19 protein-coding genes are annotated in these 16,884 nt (G+C 71.7%); 5 read left to right on the top strand and 14 right to left on the bottom strand.

Going from position 1 to position 16,884, the window contains the following annotated elements; all coding sequences use genetic code 11:
• Positions 1-182 precede the first annotated feature (182 nt).
• From O7632_RS11360 to O7632_RS11345, 4 genes are read right to left on the bottom strand one after another with little or no spacing between them, the layout of a single operon-like run.
• The gene (locus tag O7632_RS11360; protein ID WP_278113833.1) at positions 183-1,076 is read right to left on the bottom strand and encodes a VOC family protein; all 894 of its coding nucleotides are present in this window, start codon (positions 1,074-1,076) and stop codon (positions 183-185) included.
• Between the two features lie 20 nt (positions 1,077-1,096).
• Positions 1,097-1,402: a Dabb family protein gene (locus O7632_RS11355; protein ID WP_278113832.1), complete on the bottom strand. Its 306-nt coding sequence runs from the start codon at positions 1,400-1,402 to the stop codon at positions 1,097-1,099.
• 14 nt (positions 1,403-1,416) lie between these two features.
• Positions 1,417-1,941: an aromatic-ring-hydroxylating dioxygenase subunit beta gene (locus O7632_RS11350; protein ID WP_278113830.1), complete on the bottom strand. Its 525-nt coding sequence runs from the start codon at positions 1,939-1,941 to the stop codon at positions 1,417-1,419.
• A 4-nt stretch (positions 1,942-1,945) separates the two neighbouring features.
• On the bottom strand, positions 1,946-3,367 hold the full coding sequence (locus O7632_RS11345; RefSeq protein ID WP_278113828.1) for an aromatic ring-hydroxylating dioxygenase subunit alpha: 1,422 nt from the start codon (positions 3,365-3,367) through the stop codon (positions 1,946-1,948).
• A 285-nt stretch (positions 3,368-3,652) separates the two neighbouring features.
• Here O7632_RS11345 and O7632_RS11340 point away from each other — a divergent pair, with 285 nt between their 5' ends.
• The 3 genes from O7632_RS11340 (at position 3,653) to O7632_RS11330 (ending at position 6,536) form a co-directional block, all read left to right on the top strand.
• Entirely contained in the window at positions 3,653-4,759 is a 1,107-nt protein-coding gene (locus tag O7632_RS11340; protein WP_278113826.1) for an acetamidase/formamidase family protein, read from the top strand.
• Positions 4,760-4,971: 212 nt separating this feature from the next.
• On the top strand, positions 4,972-5,301 hold the full coding sequence (locus O7632_RS11335; protein WP_278113825.1) for a hypothetical protein: 330 nt from the start codon (positions 4,972-4,974) through the stop codon (positions 5,299-5,301).
• Between the two features lie 56 nt (positions 5,302-5,357).
• Entirely contained in the window at positions 5,358-6,536 is a 1,179-nt protein-coding gene (locus tag O7632_RS11330; RefSeq protein ID WP_278113822.1) for an MFS transporter, read from the top strand.
• A gap of 468 nt (positions 6,537-7,004) precedes the next feature.
• Here O7632_RS11330 and O7632_RS11325 read toward each other — a convergent pair whose 3' ends face one another.
• Genes O7632_RS11325 through fdxA form a run of 7 tightly spaced genes read right to left on the bottom strand, consistent with a single transcriptional unit; the run spans position 7,005 to position 12,659 of the window.
• A complete protein-coding gene (locus O7632_RS11325) occupies positions 7,005-7,925 on the bottom strand; it encodes a ribokinase (protein WP_278113820.1) in 921 nt (306 codons plus the stop codon).
• Between the two features lie 9 nt (positions 7,926-7,934).
• Entirely contained in the window at positions 7,935-8,312 is a 378-nt protein-coding gene (locus O7632_RS11320; RefSeq protein WP_278113819.1) for a cupin domain-containing protein, read from the bottom strand.
• 42 nt (positions 8,313-8,354) lie between these two features.
• The gene (locus O7632_RS11315; protein ID WP_278113817.1) at positions 8,355-9,158 is read right to left on the bottom strand and encodes an aldolase/citrate lyase family protein; all 804 of its coding nucleotides are present in this window, start codon (positions 9,156-9,158) and stop codon (positions 8,355-8,357) included.
• A gap of 12 nt (positions 9,159-9,170) precedes the next feature.
• Positions 9,171-10,358 carry a hypothetical protein gene (locus tag O7632_RS11310; protein WP_278113815.1) on the bottom strand — a complete coding sequence of 396 codons (1,188 nt, stop codon included), beginning with the start codon at positions 10,356-10,358 and terminating at the stop codon, positions 9,171-9,173.
• A complete protein-coding gene (locus O7632_RS11305) occupies positions 10,355-11,371 on the bottom strand; it encodes a fumarylacetoacetate hydrolase family protein (RefSeq protein WP_278113814.1) in 1,017 nt (338 codons plus the stop codon). The genes O7632_RS11310 and O7632_RS11305 overlap by 4 nt, the downstream gene beginning before the upstream one ends.
• The gene (locus tag O7632_RS11300; RefSeq protein ID WP_278113812.1) at positions 11,368-12,348 is read right to left on the bottom strand and encodes an NAD(P)/FAD-dependent oxidoreductase; all 981 of its coding nucleotides are present in this window, start codon (positions 12,346-12,348) and stop codon (positions 11,368-11,370) included. The genes O7632_RS11305 and O7632_RS11300 overlap by 4 nt, the downstream gene beginning before the upstream one ends.
• Positions 12,348-12,659: a ferredoxin gene (gene fdxA / locus O7632_RS11295; protein WP_278113810.1), complete on the bottom strand. Its 312-nt coding sequence runs from the start codon at positions 12,657-12,659 to the stop codon at positions 12,348-12,350. The genes O7632_RS11300 and fdxA overlap by 1 nt, the downstream gene beginning before the upstream one ends.
• Before the next feature lie 186 nt (positions 12,660-12,845).
• Here fdxA and O7632_RS11290 point away from each other — a divergent pair, with 186 nt between their 5' ends.
• Positions 12,846-14,177 carry a hypothetical protein gene (locus tag O7632_RS11290; protein ID WP_278113808.1) on the top strand — a complete coding sequence of 444 codons (1,332 nt, stop codon included), beginning with the start codon at positions 12,846-12,848 and terminating at the stop codon, positions 14,175-14,177.
• 112 nt (positions 14,178-14,289) lie between these two features.
• Positions 14,290-15,150, top strand: a complete 861-nt coding sequence (locus O7632_RS11285; RefSeq protein WP_278113806.1) for an IclR family transcriptional regulator — start codon at positions 14,290-14,292, stop codon at positions 15,148-15,150.
• 16 nt (positions 15,151-15,166) lie between these two features.
• On the opposite strand, the gene O7632_RS11280 is transcribed toward O7632_RS11285, so the two are convergent.
• From O7632_RS11280 to O7632_RS11270, 3 genes are read right to left on the bottom strand one after another with little or no spacing between them, the layout of a single operon-like run.
• Positions 15,167-15,946, bottom strand: coding sequence for an IclR family transcriptional regulator (locus O7632_RS11280; protein ID WP_278113804.1), 780 nt, complete (start codon positions 15,944-15,946; stop codon positions 15,167-15,169).
• A gap of 30 nt (positions 15,947-15,976) precedes the next feature.
• Positions 15,977-16,384 (bottom strand): nuclear transport factor 2 family protein, encoded by a 408-nt coding sequence (locus tag O7632_RS11275; protein WP_278113803.1) that lies wholly within the window; start codon positions 16,382-16,384, stop codon positions 15,977-15,979.
• Entirely contained in the window at positions 16,375-16,821 is a 447-nt protein-coding gene (locus tag O7632_RS11270; RefSeq protein ID WP_278113802.1) for a VOC family protein, read from the bottom strand. The genes O7632_RS11275 and O7632_RS11270 overlap by 10 nt, the downstream gene beginning before the upstream one ends.
• Positions 16,822-16,884 lie beyond the last annotated feature (63 nt).

Below are 16,884 nucleotides of genomic sequence, written 5' to 3'. Positions count from 1 at the left end.
TTCGAACGATTGCTCCAAGGGGGACCCAGTGAGGAACGACGATGGAATTGGCAACGACACGGGATCAAGGATCGCCCGTAACCTCCGGGCTGCTCGGACACCCAGTCCGGCGACGACCGACGCGAAAAACGACCCCCGGGAGTGATTCCCGAGGGTCGTTCACGTTTTGCGTACGGCGACGGTCAGAAACGACCCCAGTCGTCGGCGGCCGGCCGCCACACGTCGATGTTGCGCGGGTCGACGGCCATCCGGCGGGCCCGGTGCGTCGCGTGCTCCTCCGGCGTGAACACCCGGTGCCGGTCACACAGCTCGTAGCGCGGCCCGTGCCTAGGATCGTGCATGTAGAACGCGATCGACGTCGACGCCGAATGGTTGACCAGGTCGGAGGCAATCGGCACCTTCTTGTACTGCGCCCGCGCCCGACCCCGCATCACGTGATCGAAGCTCTTCATCTTGAAACACAGATGCGCGACGTAGAACTCCTTGTTGCGCTGCAACGCCAGGCTGTGGTGGTAGCGGTCCTCGCAGCGCAGGAACACGGTCACGTCACCGACGTAGTCACTCGGTAGGAAACCGAGGACGTTGGTGTAGAAGTCGAGCGACTCTTCATATTTGTCGGTGGCGAGGAACGGGTGCACCAGATCCTCAGGGCGCAGCTCGATCAGCGGCGGTTCGGCGTACTCGACGAACTCGGTGAACAGTTCCACGATCAGCCCGTTGGGATCCCGTACGGCGAACCCGCGCTGGCACAGGCCCTTCATCCGCTCGTGCAGTTCGAGCACCTCGTGGCCGGCGGCGACCACCCGCTCCCGCAGGTCGTCCAGGACCTCGTCGGATTCGACGCTGAACCCGATCGCGGTGGTCCACGACTCGGTGCGCTGCGGTGCGGCGATCAGCTCGATGCTGTGATGCTCGATGTCGGCGCGGAGGTACGCGTACTCGTCGTCGTGCTGCTCCAACTGCAGCCCGACGTGGTACTGCAGGAACTCGATGGAGGCGGCCAGATCCGGCACCTCGATCCGGGCGTACTCCATGCCGTAGGGCCCGCGACGGCGGGTGGTGGCCTCGGTGGACATCTGCGACCCCTTCATGATGGTTACGCGTCCCCGGCGGTGGGGAGGCTGACGATGACCTGGCGTTGCACGACCGGACGCCAGCGTTCCCGGACGAACCGCTCGTGCGACTCGCTGTGCAGGTAGTCGAGCAGGTCCTGCTCGGTGGCGAACTCCACGACGAAGCCGTGCGTCATCGTGGTGTCGCGGGTGCTGACGTTGACCCCGCTGCGCCAGTTGCGCATCGCCGGATACTTCTGCGGGAAGGTGTCCAGCTCGGCCAGGACCGACTCGGCGACGCCGGGCTCCAGGTCGTCGCGGAACGCGAACGCGAGGATGTGGGTGATCACGACGGCGGCCCCGGCTAGAGGATGAAGCTGAGTCGGGCACCGGGGTCCATCGACTCCATCACCGGGATGGAGCGGCGGACCCGGAACCGCAACCCGCCGTCGTCGTCGACCTTGAGCACGTGCTCGTAGCGGCCCACGTAGGTGTAGGCGCCGTTGTCGCGGTAGCGGTGGATGAGGAAGTTGGCGCTGATCCACACGGTCTCCGCGCCGGCCTCCAGCAGGATCACGTTGGAAACCATCCGGTGGGTACGCGAGTGCGGGTTCTCGGCGTGCGCCTTGCGGCTCTTGAGCCGCTTGACCCGGGCCCGGATCAGGTCGTAGTCGTCGCAGACGAAGAACCCGGCGGTGGTGGCGTCCCAGCCGGCCCAGTCGGTGGTCGGCACCTCCATCCGGCCGTCTTCCTCGAACATGGTGAACCACTCGTCGAGTCGCCACTCGTCGAGCAGCTGCGCCTCCCGGTAGAGGAAGTCCTCCACCTGCGCCCGGGTCACCTCGCGGGGGCCGACGCTGACCACTGCTCCGCTGGTCGTCGAGGACATCGGGTCACTCCTTCCCGCTGGTGGCGGCGGATTCGCCAGCCGGCGCGGATCCGGTGGCGAAGACGGTGGACGGGCCGGGGGCCCCGGGGTCGGCCGGTGGGTCACCGGCGACGGCGGTCGCCACGCCGAGGCGGTCGGCCCAGTGCCGCCAGAAGCTGCGCATCGCGCCTTCGTCGATCGAACGGCCCTGGTTGCCCTGCTTCTCGTTGGCCATGCCACGGGACATGTCGGACCAGTCGTGGGCCGGGTCGGCCGAGTCGGCGGTGGCGACGATGCCGCGCTGCACCGCCTCGTACGCCTCGATGTCGTCGGGGGTGGCCAGGCCGCCCGGTCCGACGAAGCTGACCATGGTCTTGATCCGCAGCGCGCGCACCGACTCCGGCTCGCCGGTCTCGACGAACTGCCAGGCCCGCACGTCGGTGCGGTCCGGGGCGACCGGTTCGAGCTGGCGGATGGTCAGCGCTTCCAGGTCGAACAGCAGCAGGTTGGGGAAGACGAAGAGGATCCGGCTGGCGTCGGAGATCTCGGCGGCGAGGTCCGGTCCGAGGCGGGCGATCATCTCGTTGCGCTTGGCGACCGTACGGGCCTTTTCCTCGTCGCCGAAGCGCGGCTCCCAAACCATGCCGATCCGGCCGTTGTGTCCGGTGAGCACGAGCAGCCCGTGGCCGCCACCGAGGTCGTAGGCGTACTGGTCGTCGTCGGTGACGGCGAAGCCGGTCTCCCGCAGGTAGCCGACGAAGGTGTTGTGGGTGGGTGCGAAGTGGTAGCCGTCCATGGCGTTCTCGACGGCGAGCTTCCAGTTTCCCTTGACGCTGTAGAGCTGCACGCCGGGCAGGGTCTGCATGCCATGCGGGCCGATCTTGGCGGTGAGCGACATGTAGTGGGCGGCCGGGCCGAGGTGGGTGAGCAGATCCGGCACGTCGGGGTCGAAGGCGATGAAGACGAAGCCCTCGTGGATCTGCAGCCGGGGCACCTCACGCAGCCGCATCGACTCACGGAAGCCGGGGTCGTCGGGGTAGCTCTCGTCGCCGGGCAGCGCGGCCAGGTCACCGGAGTTGCTGAACGCCCAGGCGTGGTAGAAGCACTGGAAGAACTTGGTGTTGCCCTCGTTGTGCCGGCACAGGATGGTGCCGCGGTGGGTGCAGGCGTTGAGGAACACCTTGACCTCGCCGGCGGAGTCGCGGCAGAAGATCAACGGCCGACCACCGAGGGTACGGGTCTTGAAGTCGCCGGCCGTGGGGATCTCGGTCTCGTGGCCGAGGTAGAGCCAGGTGTGTCCCCAGATGCGGGCGATCTCGTCGCGGAAGACGACCGGATCGCGGTACGCCGAGCGGTGCACCCGGAAGCGCATCGCCTCCCAGTCCTCGTCGATCAGCGCGCCACCGTCGGCTCCGCCGAGCGGTCGCACCGGCGTCTGCTGCGTCATCACCCCACCGCCCTCTTCTCGTCTGTCCGCCGAGCTCGGCGGTTCCGCCCGTTTCAGTGGTTCTGCCCGCTTCGGCCGATCCACGTCATGCGAGACAGCATCTCGTCCTACGATGCTGCTACCAGGCAGCGCACCTGTCAAGACCAGGGAATACACCACAGGCGGGTTACCGACTGTTAACAGGACAGCAATATTCAGCGGCGGTTTCACCGGCAACGCTTCCGAACGTCCGACCCGGCCGCGCGCCACCGAACGTCCGGTCGCGTACCCCTCCCGGAGGAAGCCATGCTCCAGCCGCACCAGGGCCCGATCGCCGGTGCCCACTACCTGCCGACCACGCCCGACACCTGCCTGTGGGGTCGGCTACCCAACCGCACCCACGCCCCCGTGCTGCGGGTGCGATCCGGCGAGACCGTGACCATCGACACCCTCAGCCACGAAGGAATCCTCGAAGACCAGGGCCGCGACCCGGTCGGCTACCTCAAGCAGTACGACGTACCGGCCGATCAGGTCCTCACCGACGCCCGTGACCTGGCCGCCTCCGACGTCGCGCACGACTACGACGACGACGGCCCGCACGTGGTCACCGGCCCGATCAGCGTCGACGGTGCCGAGCCCGGCGATCTGCTCCGCGTCGACGTGCTCGACCTGACGATCCGCGCTCCGTACGGCTTCGTCAGCAGCCGGCACGGCTACGGCGCGCTGCCCGGCGAGTTCCCGCTCACCCCGATCGACACCGGGGCGGACAGCGACCCCCGCGAGTACGGCAGCGTCTGCCACTTCACCGAGGTCGTCTCCAGCGGCGGCCGGCTGTACGGCGTCCTGCCGTTCGGCGAGGGCCGGGCCGCCCGGTTCCCGCTCGCGCCGTTCCTCGGCCTGATGGGCGTCGCCGTCGACACCGACGACATGGTGCACTCGGTGCCGCCCGGCGGGCACGGCGGCAATCTGGACATCAACGAACTACAGGTCGGCTCCCGACTCTACCTGCCGGTCCAGCTGCCCGATGCCGGCTTCTACGCCGGCGACCCGCACTACGCGCAGGGCGACGGCGAGGTGGCGTTGACCGCCCTCGAAGCACCGCTGCGGGCCACCGTACGGCTGACCGTGATCCCGGCGGCGCAGGCCGCGACGCTGGTCGGTGCCGGTGAGGCCCCGCTGGCCGAGACCGCGACCCACTGGATTCCGGTCGGGCTCGACGCCGACCTGAACGAGGCGATGCGCCGGGCGGTCCGGGCAGCGGTCGACTTCCTGGCCCGGACCCAGGGCATGCCCCGCGACACCGCCCTGGCGTACTTGAGCGCCGCCGCCGACTTCGAGGTCAGTCAGGTCGTCGACGCGGTCAAGGGCGTGCACTGCATGATCCGCAAGGCCGACTTCCCGACCCAGATCTGAGGTGGTGTGCCCACGGCCTGCCCCTGGCACCCAATGCTGTCGGGCGTGATCCCGTACGGGGATCATGATCCCCGTACGGGATCACGCCCGGCGGGACATTCGCCTCCGGCGGGACATCGGTCCCGGACACGTCACCGCCCGCCCGCGAACGCTCAGTCCGTAACGCTCAGTCCGTTTCTCACGGGTGGCCGACCGTTCACTAGGGTGGGCCTGTGCCCACCTCGGACGGATCGTCGCCAGGCCGGGAGCCGGCCCCACGAGCGGGCTCGACCCACCTCGCCGGCCAGATCGGCACTCCGCACACCGTCGTCCGCGCCGGTGAGCACACGGTGAAGGCGCTACTGGCCGGCATCGCGGCCGGCCACAGCTGGATCGCCGGTTCGACCGACGTCGACCTGTCGCTGACCGTCTCGACCAGCGACCGAAGCGCCGACACCGGCGAGCGACTCGACACCGGCGGTGCCACGGCCACCGTCCGGGTCGAGGTGCGCCACCCCGACGGGCGGCTGGCCGCCCTCACCAACCCGGTCACGCTGATCTGATCCACTCGTGGCGTACGGTCGGGCGTGATCTGTTTCGACGACGACCCGGGTACGCCGTGCGCCGGGGGCTGACGTTCCTGTTCGCGGTGGCCGCCGGTGCCGCCGTCGCCAACCTCTACTGGGCGCAGCCGCTGCTCGACCTCATCGCCGCCGACCTCGACGTCACCACCGCGACCGCCGGTCTACTGGTCACCGCCACCCAGATCGGCTACGCGGTCGGGATCCTCTTCCTGGTGCCGCTGGGCGACCTTCTCGACCGGCGCAAGCTGGTACCGGTGCTGATGCTCTGCGCGGCGGGCGCGCTGATGCTGTGCGCGCTCGCGCCGTCGTTCGGTGTACTGCTCGTGGCGATCAGCGTGCTCGGGGTGGCGACCGTCTCGGGGCAGTTGCTCACCCCGCTCGCCAGCGATCTCGCCGACGACGCCCGGCGCGGCAGCGCGGTCGGTACGGTCGTCGCCGGGATCCTGACCGGCATCCTGGCCTCGCGGACCATCAGCGGGCTGGTCGCCGACGTCGCGGGCTGGCGGGCGATCTTCCTGTTGGCGGCGGTGGTGGCGGTCGGCTTCGCCGTGGTGATGTACCGGGCGATCCCGTCGCTGGCGCCGAAGACCCGGCTGGCGTACCCGGCGCTGATCGCGTCCGTCGCCGTGGTGGTCGCCCGCGACCGCTCGGTCCGGTGGACGTTGGTGCTGTCCGCCACCGGCTTCGCCGCGTTCACCATGTTCTGGACGGCGTTGACGTTCCTGCTCAGTGGTCCGCCGTTCGACTATCCGGTGTCGGTGATCGGGCTGTTCGGCCTCGCCGGGCTGGCCGGCGCGGTCGCCGCGCAGCGCAGCGGCCGGCTGCACGACCTGGGCTGGTCGCTGCCGGCGACCGGCGCGGCCTGGGTCCTGGTGCTGGCCTCGTTCATCACGGCGTTCTTCGCCGGGCGCAGCGTCCTGCTGGTGATCGTCGTGGTGATCGTGCTCGACGCGGCGTTGCAGGCGAACGGGATTCTCAACCAGTTGCGGGTGCTGGCCGTCTCGTATGAGGCACGCAGTCGGCTCAACACGGCGTACATGACGGCGAACTTCCTCGGTGGCGCCGCCGGCTCGGCCGCTGCCGCGATCCTCTGGTCGGCGGGCGGCTGGCCGGCGGTGTCGCTGGCCGGGGTGGGGCTGAGTTGCTTCGCCCTGACCCTGTGGGTGGTGGGCCGGCGGCACGCGCTCGTTGCGGTCGACCCACTGGCACGATAGTCAAATCATTTGTTTATTCAGCAGGTCACCAAGCTGTCCGGGGGTGAAACGCGGCTGCTGGCCGCGACGCTCTACGCCGCGCTGGACCGGTTGGCCGCCGAGACCGAGCGGCTGACCGCCGCCGGCTGGCGACTCGGCCCGGTCTCCTACCCGGGACACGCCGACCGCCGTACGGCCGAGATCCTGACCGCGACGAAAGCCGGCTGGCTGCTGACCTTCGCCAATGCCTACCAGGCGCTGGAGCCGACCGGTGGCGGCTGGTTCGAGGTCTCGGTCCGCCGGATCGAGCCGGGTTCACCTGCACGAAGGACCGATCTGGTCGTGGACGGTCCCCGGCGACGAAGGACTGCTGCTCCTCGCCCCGACGATCCTCGTCGCCGCCGCCGCGACAGTCATCGTCGCGCTATGCCGTCCGCCCCGTGGCAGCCACCGACGACGGGCCACCGACGACCGACCAGATTTGACCACCTAGCCGACGGCGAGCACCTCGGGCCGGCGCGGGGCACTGGCCATCGCGCCGGGCCGGGTCACCGTCACCGCCGCCGCCCGGGACGCCCAGCCGGCCGCGACCTCGATCGACGCCCCGTCGAGCAACGCGTCGGCCAACGCCGCGCAGAACGTGTCCCCCGCCCCGGTGGCGTCCACCGCGTCGACCTGCTCGGCCGGCACCAACTGCTCCCGGTCGGCGGTCACCACCAGAGCGCCGTCTGCGCCGAGGGTCACCACCACCGGCCCCCGGGTGCCCAGCGCCCGGGCCATCGCGGCCAGCGCGGCGACCTCGCCGGTGACGTCGGTCCCGCCGCCGGCCGGCACGGCCGCACCGGCCAGCGCCGCCAGTTCGCCCCGGTTGGGCACCAGCACGTCGACCCTGGCCAGGGTCGCCGCGTCGATCGGTCGGGCCGGTGCCGGATTCACCACGACCAGGCCCTGGGCGGCGGCCACCGCCGCGTCCACCACCGTCGCGTCGATCTCCTGCTGCAGCAGTACGGCGGCAGCGGCACCTATCAGGTCGGCGTACGGCCGCAGATGCTCCGGTGCGAGCCACATGTTGGCCCCGGAGCTGACCGCGATGGTGCTGTCGCCGTCGGCGGTGACCAGGACGATCGCCTGCCCGGTGGGGCGGGGCGCGCGCAGCACCGGCGAGGTGTCGACGCCTTCGGCGGCCAGCAGCCCGGTCAGCCACTCTCCCTCGGGGTCGTCACCGACCGCGCCGACCATCGCCACCGAACGGCCCAACCGGGCGGCGGCCACCGCCTGGTTGGCGCCCTTGCCGCCACCGGCCCGGGAATGGTCGGCGGCGCTGAGCACCGTCTGCCCGGGGTCGGGCAGACGGTCGAGGGGCACCACCACGTCGACGTTGAGGCTGCCCACCACCACGATGTCGGTCATCGCGGCCGCTCAGCCCTGCGCGGTGGGACGCCAGGCGTGCGCCAGGAAATCGGCGCGCGGCGGGGCGAACACGTCCAGGTTGATACACGGACCCTCGGTCGGCTCGACGTAGTGCTCGGCGCCGCGCGGCACCAGCAGCATCGCACCCGCGCCCAGGTCGTGCGGCACCCCGTCGACGTAGTAGTTGCACCGGCCGCCGAGGATCATCACCAGTTGGTCGAAGTCGTCGTGCGTGTGCGGGTTGAGCGTCATGCCGACGGCGAGTTCGTGCCAGGCGAGCACCACCTCGTCGGTGGCGTACACCTTGCGTCGCACGCCGGGACGCACCTGCGTGGCCGGGATGTCGTCCCAGTTGACCGAGGTGCGGTAGAGCAGCGGGTTCAGCACGTCCGGACTCCCTTCGAGGGGCTGGTTCAGTCGTCGGTGGCCTCAGCTGTCGGTGGCGAGTTGGCGCAGTCCGGCACCGAGCAGTTGCAGGTCGGAGCCGGCGACCAGGTAGGTGGCGCTGGTCAGCCCGTACCGCCGCAGGGTGTCGTCGGCGCGGCCCGGCACCCACCCGCCCAGGGTGACACCGGCGGCGCGGGCGGCGTCGGTGATCTCACCGACCCGGCGCAGCAGCGGTGCCGGGTCGTCGGTGGTGGCCAGGCCGAGGCTGACCGCCAGGTCGGTGGTGCCGGCGAAGGCCACGTCGACGCCGGGCGCGCCGTGGGCGCCGGTCAGCAGGTCGGACAGCGGGTCGTCGGTGTCGGCGGTCTCGATCTGGGCGACCAGCAGCGGCGGGTCGGCGGCTTCGGCGGCCAGGTAGGCGTCCAGGCCGGTGGCCCCGTACCCGGCGGCCGGGTGGGCCAGGCTGATGCTGCGCCGACCGGCGGGGGCATACCGGACGGCGGCGTGCAGCGCGGCGACCTGCGCCCGACCGCGTACGGTGGACAGCTGCACCCCGGCCGCGCCGGCCTCCAGCAGCCGGTTGACCTGCGCCGTATCGACGGCAGCCAGCCGTACCAGGGCCGGCAGGCCGAGCAGCGCGGCGTGCCGCAGCTGCCCGGCGGCGGTCCGCTCGTCCAACCCGGAATGCTCCAGGTCGACCACGACGAAGTCGAGACCGGCCTGGGCTGCCAGCTCGATCGCGTCGGTGCCGGGCAGCTTGCAGAACGTGCCCACCACCCGCCGGCCGCGCCGCAGCCGCTCGCGCAGCGCGGCCCGGCCGGTGTGCACCCCGGTGCCGGTACCCATCAGTGTCCGACCTCAGCCGGCCCGGCCGGTAGCGCCCGCCTGGCCGGCGGGCAGGCCGCGCCACGGTACGGTCGGCACCCGCTCACCGGCGAGCAGCACCACGTCCGGCTCCAGCCGGGGCGCGGTGATCTGGTTGCCGGCCGCGTCGGGCAGCACCGCCTCGTCGGCGTCGGCGAGCACCGTGACGTGTGCCGGGCCGCCTTCGACCAGGCTGCCGTAGCCTTCGGCGTCCAGGCCGGTCAGCCGGGCCGGGGCGCTGGTCACCCGGGGCACGATCTGCGCCATGGTCATGCCCAGTGCCCGCAGCTTGGCCATGCTGGTGACCAGGTCGAACACCGGGCCGCGCCAGTTGCGGGCCGAGGTGTCGGAGGTGATCACGTCGGGGTAGAAGCCCTGCGCGATCGCCGGCTCGGCGACCGTGAAGCTCAGGTTGCTCTTGCCGTGCGCCGACTCGAACAGCACGCCGCGGTCGCGGGCCGCGTACACCTCGGGCAGCACCCTGCCGTCGGCCATGATGCCGTACGGCTTGCCGGTATAGCAGTGCGCGACGACGTCGCCGGGACGCAGCATCTCCAGCACGGCCGGCAGCGGCTCCGGGGTCTCCCCGATGTGGATCATCAGCGGCAGGTCGGCGTCGGCGGACAGCTCCAGGGAGCGTTTGAGCAGTGGCCGCCAGTGGTGCCCGACGACGTCCTCGGAGAGCCGGATCTTGAAGCCCCGGACCCGGTGCGGGTTGTCGGCGGCGACCGCCAGGGCGTCCTCGATCACCAGGGTGTCCGGGTTCATCAGCTCGCCGAACCGGAAGTCGATCAGCCCGAGCACGCTGACGTTGAGGAAGTTGACCAGCCGCATCCGCGCCGGGGCGGCCACGTAGCGTTCGAAGGCGGCGAAGGTGGAGGCACCGACGGTGCCGGCGTCGCAGGCGGCGACGACACCCCGGTGCAGGTGCGCCTCGTCCGGCGGGGCACCCACCTTGGACACCTCGGCGAAGATGTGGGTGTGCCCCTCGACCAGGCCGGGCAGCACGTACCGGCCGGCGCAGTCGATCACCTCGCGGGCGTCGGTGGCGAGGCCGGGAGCGATCCGGGCGATCCGGTCGCCGGTCACCGCGACGTCGGCGATCTGGCTGGCCCCGGTGGCGGCGTCGAACACCTCACCACCGGCCAGCACCAGGTCGTAGCGGGGAGCGTTGTCAGTCATCGGTCAGCGGACTTTCTGTGCGAAGGAGCGGACGGCGGCACCGCGTGGGATCTCCCGTCGGGCTGGTCGGCGGACGATTCGGCGCGGAACCGGGTACGCAGGGGCAGCACCCCGCCGACCGAGACCTCGACCAGGTCACCCGGGCGCAGGAAGCAGCCCCGGTCCTGGCCGGTGCCGGCCGGGGTGCCGGTGAGCACCACGTCGCCCGGTTCCAGGATCACGTACCGGGTGATCCAGGCGAGCAGCTGCGGCACCGGGAAGATCAGGTCGGCGCTGGTGGCGTCCTGGCGTACCTCGCCGTTGACCGTGGTCCGTACCGGGATGGCGTCGCGGTCGGCGACGGCGGCGATGTCGAGCACCGAGGCACCGAGCGCGCCGTACCCGGGGAAGCTCTTGGCCAGCGTCGGGTTGGCCGAGGCGGCCATCACGTCCCGGGCGGTCAGGTCGTTGGCGGCGGTGATCGCGGCAACGTGCGACCAGGCCTGTTCGGCCGGCGTACGGTGCATCCGTGCCCCGATGACCAGGGCGATCTCGCCCTCGTAGTCGGGTTGGGCGCTGACCGAGTCGGGCAGCGCGACGGTGGCGTCCGGGCCGGAGCCGGCGCTGGCCGACTTGAGGTAGAGCACCGGTTCGGTGGGGGCGGCCCGGCCGGCGACCCGGGCCTTGCAGTGGTAGTTGAGGCCGACTCCCCAGACCGCCCGGGTGCTGCCCAGCGGGGCGACCAGCTCGGCGGTGATGGTGTCCAGCGGCAGCCGGTCGCGGGCCGGCGCGGCGGCGGCCGGAGCGAGCCCGGCACCGGCCCGCAGCAGCTCGGCCACGTCCCGGTACGGCAGGTCGAGCAGTTCGGCGGTGCCGTCGCCGCAGACCCGGGCCAGGCCGCGCCGGGTGGCGAGCAGATGAGGCCCGGCCGCCGCCTCGGCGTCGGCGTTCGGGGCGCTGTCGGGGGTGCGCCGGGCGTCGGCGGCCGGGACGCTGTCAGGGTTGCGCCGGGCGTCGGCGGCCGGGGCGCTCACGCGGCGTCCGAGGAGTGGCCGGGAACGGTGCTCAACGCCGGGTCGACAAGTGGCGCCAGGTTGTTCACGGCGGCGGCGGCCTCGCCGAAGCCGACCGAGATCAGCCGTACCTTGCCGGGGTAGTCGGTGACGTCGCCGGCGGCGAAGACCCGGGGCAGGTTGGTCCGCATCGACCGGTCGACGGCGATGTGCCGGTTGGTCATCTCCAGCCCCCACTGTTGCATCGGGCCGAGGTCGGCGATGAAGCCGAGGGCGGCGACCACCGCCTGAGCGGGCAGTTCCTCGCGCCCGTCACCGCGTACCTCACTGATGGTGACCGAGGTCAGCTGCGGGTCGCCGGCGATGCCACTGACCTCGTACGGGGTGACGATTCGCACGGTCGAGGCGTGCAGTTGCTCGACGCTGCGTTCGTGGGCGCGGAACTGCGGCCGGCGGTGCACCAGGGTGACGCTGGTGGCGTACGGCTCCAAGGCCAGCGCCCAGTCGACGGCGGAGTCGCCGCCGCCGACGACCACGACGTCCTGGCCGGCTAGTTCCTCCAGCCGGGGCACGAAGTAGCGCAGTCCGCGACCGAGGTAGTCGGAGCCGACCGGCAGCTCGCGGGGGGTGAACGTGCCGATGCCGGCGGTCAGCAGGGCCGCTTTGGCGCGGACCTGGCTGCCGGCATCGGTGCCGATCCGGACGTGGTCGTCGGCGTTGGTCAGCTCCACGGCGCTCTCGCCCAGCACGAAGGCGGGTTTGGCGGTGGCGGCCTGGGTGAGCAGGGCGTCGACGAGCTGCTGTCCTTTGATCGCCGGCAGGCCGGCGATGTCGAAGATGTCTTTCTCCGGGTAGAGGGCGGCGATCTGCCCACCGGGTTCGGGCAGGGAGTCGACGATCGCTACGGTCATGCCTCGGAAGCCGGCGTAGTAGGCGGCGTAGAGCCCGGTCGGGCCGGCGCCGACGATGGCGAGGTCGACGTCGTGCTCGACGGTCATCAGCCGGCGCTCCCGCCGACGGCCGGGTGGTCGTGGCCGACCCGGCCGATCTTGCGAGCCCCGCCGGGGGTGCCGATCTCAGTGAAGAACTCGGCGTTGATCGGGCCGAAGTGGGCCTGGTCGGCGGGCAGGTCGTCCAGGTGGAAGATCGAGGTGACCGGGCAGACCGGTTCGCAGCGGCCGCAGTCGACGCACTCGTCCGGGTTGATGTACATCATCCGGTCGCCCTCGTAGATGCAGTCCACGGGGCATTCCTCGACGCACGAGCGGTCCTGCACGTCCACACATTCGTCGGTGACCACGTAGGTCATCGGTCCTCCTGCGTCGCAGTCGGCCGTCGTCCGGCCTGCCTAGGCCTGACCCCCCTGCGACCTGCGCTTATCGAGACGGGCGGGTGACCTCTTGATGTCCCGTCACGCTAGAGACCATGCCCCGGCTATGTCAACATGCGAGATGTCATCTTGTATAACTGTCACCCAGACTGGTGGGATGAGGCGATGAGCGAGGACTCGACGAGCACGGAGCCGGAGCGGACCGCCATCGCGCCGCGCCGGAGCGTCGCCGCGCCGGAGCGGATCGTCGACGCGCTGACGGTGCTGACCGCCGGACCGACCCCGTACGGGCGGGAACGGCCCACCGCCGAGCGGGTCGCCGCCTGGGCGGCGGACCGCTGGCCCGGATCCACCTGGCGGGTCGATCCGCTACCCGCCACCGCCGAGGCCCCAAACGCCGCGAACCTGCTCGCCACCGCACACCTCGGTGACGCGCCGGAACTGCTGATCTACTCCCACCTCGACACCTCGCTCACCGGCGACCCCGACGCCGACGAGCCGGTCACCGGGTCCCGGGCCGAACTCGCCGGTCTGCGCCAGGCCACCGCCCCGGACGACGCCGCACTGGTCACCGGCTTCGGCCTCGGCGTTGCCCGGGCCGCCGCCGCGTCGGCCCTCGTCGGCTTCACCCTCGCCGCCGACCGACTCCGCGCCACCGGCCGTCCCCACCGGCTGACCCTGCTGCTGGCCGCCGCCGGCACCCACCGGCACCACCCGTCCGGCCTCACCCCCAGCGGCGTGACCCACCACCTGGACCGGCACCCGCCGCCGGCCGCCGCGGTGGTGGCCAAGACCGGCCCGGCCGGCGTGCTCACCGCCGAACCCGGGGCGATGTTCCTGCGGGTACGGCTGACCAGCAGCTTCCATCCGGCGCTGGCCCGTGAGTCCGCCGTACCGCCGGGGGGTCTGATCGCCCACCTCGGCACCGTGATCGCCGCGCTGGAAGAGTTCCGGCGACGGCATCTGGCAGACCGTCGGACCGACCCGGCGGCGCCGGTCGGCGCCGAAGTCGGCATCGGCGCGGTGGCCGCCGGCTCGCCCGGCAAGCCGGATCTGCTCCCGGGCCGGCTGGAGCTGCACCTCTACCTGGTGACCGTGCCCGGTGACGATCCAGGCGAGATCCGCGCCCGGCTTCGGGCGGTGCTCGACGAGACGCTGGCCGGTACGCCGCTGCGGGACTGCCCGGTGACCGTCGACGGCCGGCTGGTCCACCCGGCCGCCGCCACCGCCGCCGACGCGCCGATCGCCCGACACGCGTACGCCGCCTGGACGGCCGCCCACGGCGAGCCGCCCCGCCCGGTCACCGGCTGGACCGGGTCGACCGACGGGGTGGTGTTGCGCGGTCGCGGGGTGCCCACGGTACGGCTGGGACCGCCGTCACGCGGGCCGGACCCGGACGACCCACGGCTCGACCGGTACGCCGTCGCGGATCTGGTCCGGTTCGCCGACCTCTACGCCGATGTGGCGGTACGGCACTCGGGCTCATCGACAACGTAAGGTACCGTATGCCATGATGCTGTCTCATTCTCCGCGCACGTTACGGCATCCTCGACGCTCCACCCGACGCTTCGCCCGCCGTGCGTGCCCCGCCTCCCGTTAGGAAAGCCAGATGGCGGATGACAGCCCCTCGGTCGAGCCGAGCCCTTCGGCGGCGGTCGAGCCGAGCACGCCGGCGATCCAGACCGTGCAGCGCGCCGCGGTGATCCTCAACGCGTTCACCGCCGCCCGCCCCCGGCTGAGCCTCAACGAGCTGACAGCCAGCCTCGGCACCAGCAAGGCCACCGCGCACCGCTACACCAAAGCGCTGCGGGAGAGCAACCTGCTGCGCTACGACGAACGAGAGGGCCTCTACTCCCTCGGCCCGCAGATCCTCACCCTGTCCGCCGCCGCCCGCGCCGCGATGCCGGTGATCAGCATCGCCGGGCCGCACATGCAGCAGCTGGTCCGCGAGGTCGACGAAACCGTGGTGCTCAGCGTCTGGGACGGCGACACGGCGGTGGTGGTCCGCGCCGACGACAACACCGACCGGGTGATCCGGGTCAGCGTCCGCACCGGCTCCCGGCTGTCGCGCACCGAATCCGCCCAGGGCCGGGTCTTCTGCGCCTTCCTGCCGGCCGACGACGTACCCGGACTCGCCGCCGACCTGGCCGCCTCGGCCGAGCTGCGCCACGAGGTCGACAAGATCCGGCGGACCGGCATTTCCGCCAACACCCCGTCGGTCAACGGGGTCCGCAGCATCGCCGCGCCGATCTTCCGGGGCCAGACGCTGATCGCCGCGATGGCGATCGTCGGCACCACCACGTCGGTGCCGGAGGGTACGGACAGCCCGCTGGCCGCCGCCCTGCAACGGACCGCCGGCGTGGTCACCGCCGAGCTGGGCAGCGTCGCCGGCGGTCCGGACGGCAACGGCAACGGCCGGAGCCAGGGCAGCGGCCGGGGTCAGGGCGGCAACGGCAACGGCAGCCGCTGACCGGATGTCGCGCCAGCTAACCGGCGATCGCGCCGAGCGCCTCGGACAGCTCACCGGACAACCGCCGCAGCGTGTCCGCCGCGGCGGTCTCCGCCGCGCCGCCCAACGCCACACTGGTGCCCAGCACCGCGAGCGCGGCCACCACCTGGGTCCGTTCGAACACCGGGGCGGCGATCACCCGTACCCCGAAATCCTCCGGCGAGTTGACCGCGACGCCGTCCCGGCGGACCTGCGCGACCACCTCCCGCAGCGCGGCCGACAACCGCAACTGCCGGGCCACCACCGGGTTCTCCCCCGGCGGCAGGAACGCGCAGAAGACCCGGCCCTGCGCCGACCGGGTCAGGTCCAACGGCGAGCCGGTACGGACGCTGAGCCGGACGTCGCCGCTGGTGTTGTCCATGCAGCGGACCACCGTCGGCGCCTCGCCGTTCCAGACGCTGAGCACCGACGTCAGATTGGTCGCCCGGGTCAGCCGATCAAGATAAGGCTCGGCTGCGGTGACGATCGGCAGCGCGGCGCGGGCCGCCGCCTCCATCGCCAGGATCTGCGGGCCGAGAGTGTAGGTGGCGGTAGCGACGTCGAAGCGCAACAGGTTGGCGGCCCGCAACGCCCGCGCGTACCGGTGCGCGGTGGCCCGGCTGATGGCCAGATCAGCGGTGAGCTCGGCCAGGGTGAGCCGGGGTCGCTCGACGGTGAACGCCCGCAGGATCGTCGCGGCGCGCTGCACCGTCTGGATGGCCGGCCCGTCGCCGGTCACCTCGTCGGTCGCGCTCGCCGGTCGCCCCGTGACCACCACGGCGCCACTCTACCCACCCCCGGGCCGGGATCAGCTGGCGGCGGCGATCTGCCGGTGCACCTCGGCGCTGTCCCAGTAGTCGACCCGATGCGCGATCAGCCCGTCGACGTCCACCCGGAAGCGGAACATGCCCCGGATGCGTACCGGTGCCTTGCCGGCCGACACCAGCCGGAACGACATCCGGTACGCCACCGCCGCCCGGTCGGCGTCGACCAGCAGCTCCTCGACCTCGTAGCGCAGGTCGGCAAACTCGGCCAGGAACCCGTCCAGTCGGGCCCGGTACGTGGCCCGGCCGGTGACGGTACGCCCCAACGCGGCGGTGTGCTCGTTGACGAAGCCGACGCTGACGCAGCCGGCGACCGCGTCGGCGTCCCGCGCGTTGAGCGCGGCCAGGTAGCGCAGCACCGCCTCGCGGGTGCGCTCGTCGGTCAGGCCCACAGCCGCCGTACGGTGTCGAACACCTGCTGGTCGTGGGAGATCTCGATGACGTTGCCGTCCGGGTCCTTCAACGCGCAGATGTAGCCGACCGGCGGCGGCATCTGCCGGGGCTCCCAGTGCAGGCAGCCCAGCTCGCGGGCGCGATCGGCGATCTCGTCGACGTCGGAGCGGTTCGGCACCTCGATGCCGATGTGCGCGAACGGGTGCAGCAGCCCGAGCTGGCCGCCCTTGTCCTTGTTGAACGACACCAGCACCAGCACGAACGGCGTCTCGACCTGCTTGTCGTTGGAGAGCCAGACGCTTTCACCGTCGGCGTCGGCGAACCGCTCGACCACCACCAGCGGGGTGAGCGAGGTGTAGAACGAGATGGCCTTGTCGAGGTCGCCGGTGGGCAGTGCCACGTGCGTCCATCGGGCGTGGGTCAGGCCGGTCGCCACAGGAACCTCCAGTTGCCGAAAAGTCTGTACTACCGCGTCTACCAGGCTATTCAGCACGGTAGC

The sequence above is a fragment of the Solwaraspora sp. WMMD406 genome, from assembly GCF_029626025.1.
Taxonomy (GTDB): domain Bacteria; phylum Actinomycetota; class Actinomycetes; order Mycobacteriales; family Micromonosporaceae; genus Micromonospora_E.
The sequence above is the reverse complement of the archived record's forward strand: the minus strand, read 5'-3'. Positions and strand labels throughout refer to the sequence as shown.

Excerpts from the sequence above, each read along its gene's own strand:
- O7632_RS11290 (WP_278113808.1), top strand. The coding sequence starts at position 12,846 with ATGAGCGAGGACTCGACGAGCACGGAGCCGGAGCGGACCGCCATCGCG.
- O7632_RS11315 (WP_278113817.1), bottom strand. The coding sequence starts at position 9,158 with ATGGGTACCGGCACCGGGGTGCACACCGGCCGGGCCGCGCTGCGCGAG.
- O7632_RS11345 (WP_278113828.1), bottom strand. The coding sequence starts at position 3,367 with ATGACGCAGCAGACGCCGGTGCGACCGCTCGGCGGAGCCGACGGTGGC.
- O7632_RS11300 (WP_278113812.1), bottom strand. The coding sequence starts at position 12,348 with ATGACCGTCGAGCACGACGTCGACCTCGCCATCGTCGGCGCCGGCCCG.
- O7632_RS11340 (WP_278113826.1), top strand. The coding sequence starts at position 3,653 with ATGCTCCAGCCGCACCAGGGCCCGATCGCCGGTGCCCACTACCTGCCG.
- O7632_RS11285 (WP_278113806.1), top strand. The coding sequence starts at position 14,290 with ATGGCGGATGACAGCCCCTCGGTCGAGCCGAGCCCTTCGGCGGCGGTC.
- O7632_RS11325 (WP_278113820.1), bottom strand. The coding sequence starts at position 7,925 with ATGACCGACATCGTGGTGGTGGGCAGCCTCAACGTCGACGTGGTGGTG.
- O7632_RS11310 (WP_278113815.1), bottom strand. The coding sequence starts at position 10,358 with ATGACTGACAACGCTCCCCGCTACGACCTGGTGCTGGCCGGTGGTGAG.
- fdxA (WP_278113810.1), bottom strand. The coding sequence starts at position 12,659 with ATGACCTACGTGGTCACCGACGAATGTGTGGACGTGCAGGACCGCTCG.
- O7632_RS11350 (WP_278113830.1), bottom strand. The coding sequence starts at position 1,941 with ATGTCCTCGACGACCAGCGGAGCAGTGGTCAGCGTCGGCCCCCGCGAG.
- O7632_RS11360 (WP_278113833.1), bottom strand. The coding sequence starts at position 1,076 with ATGTCCACCGAGGCCACCACCCGCCGTCGCGGGCCCTACGGCATGGAG.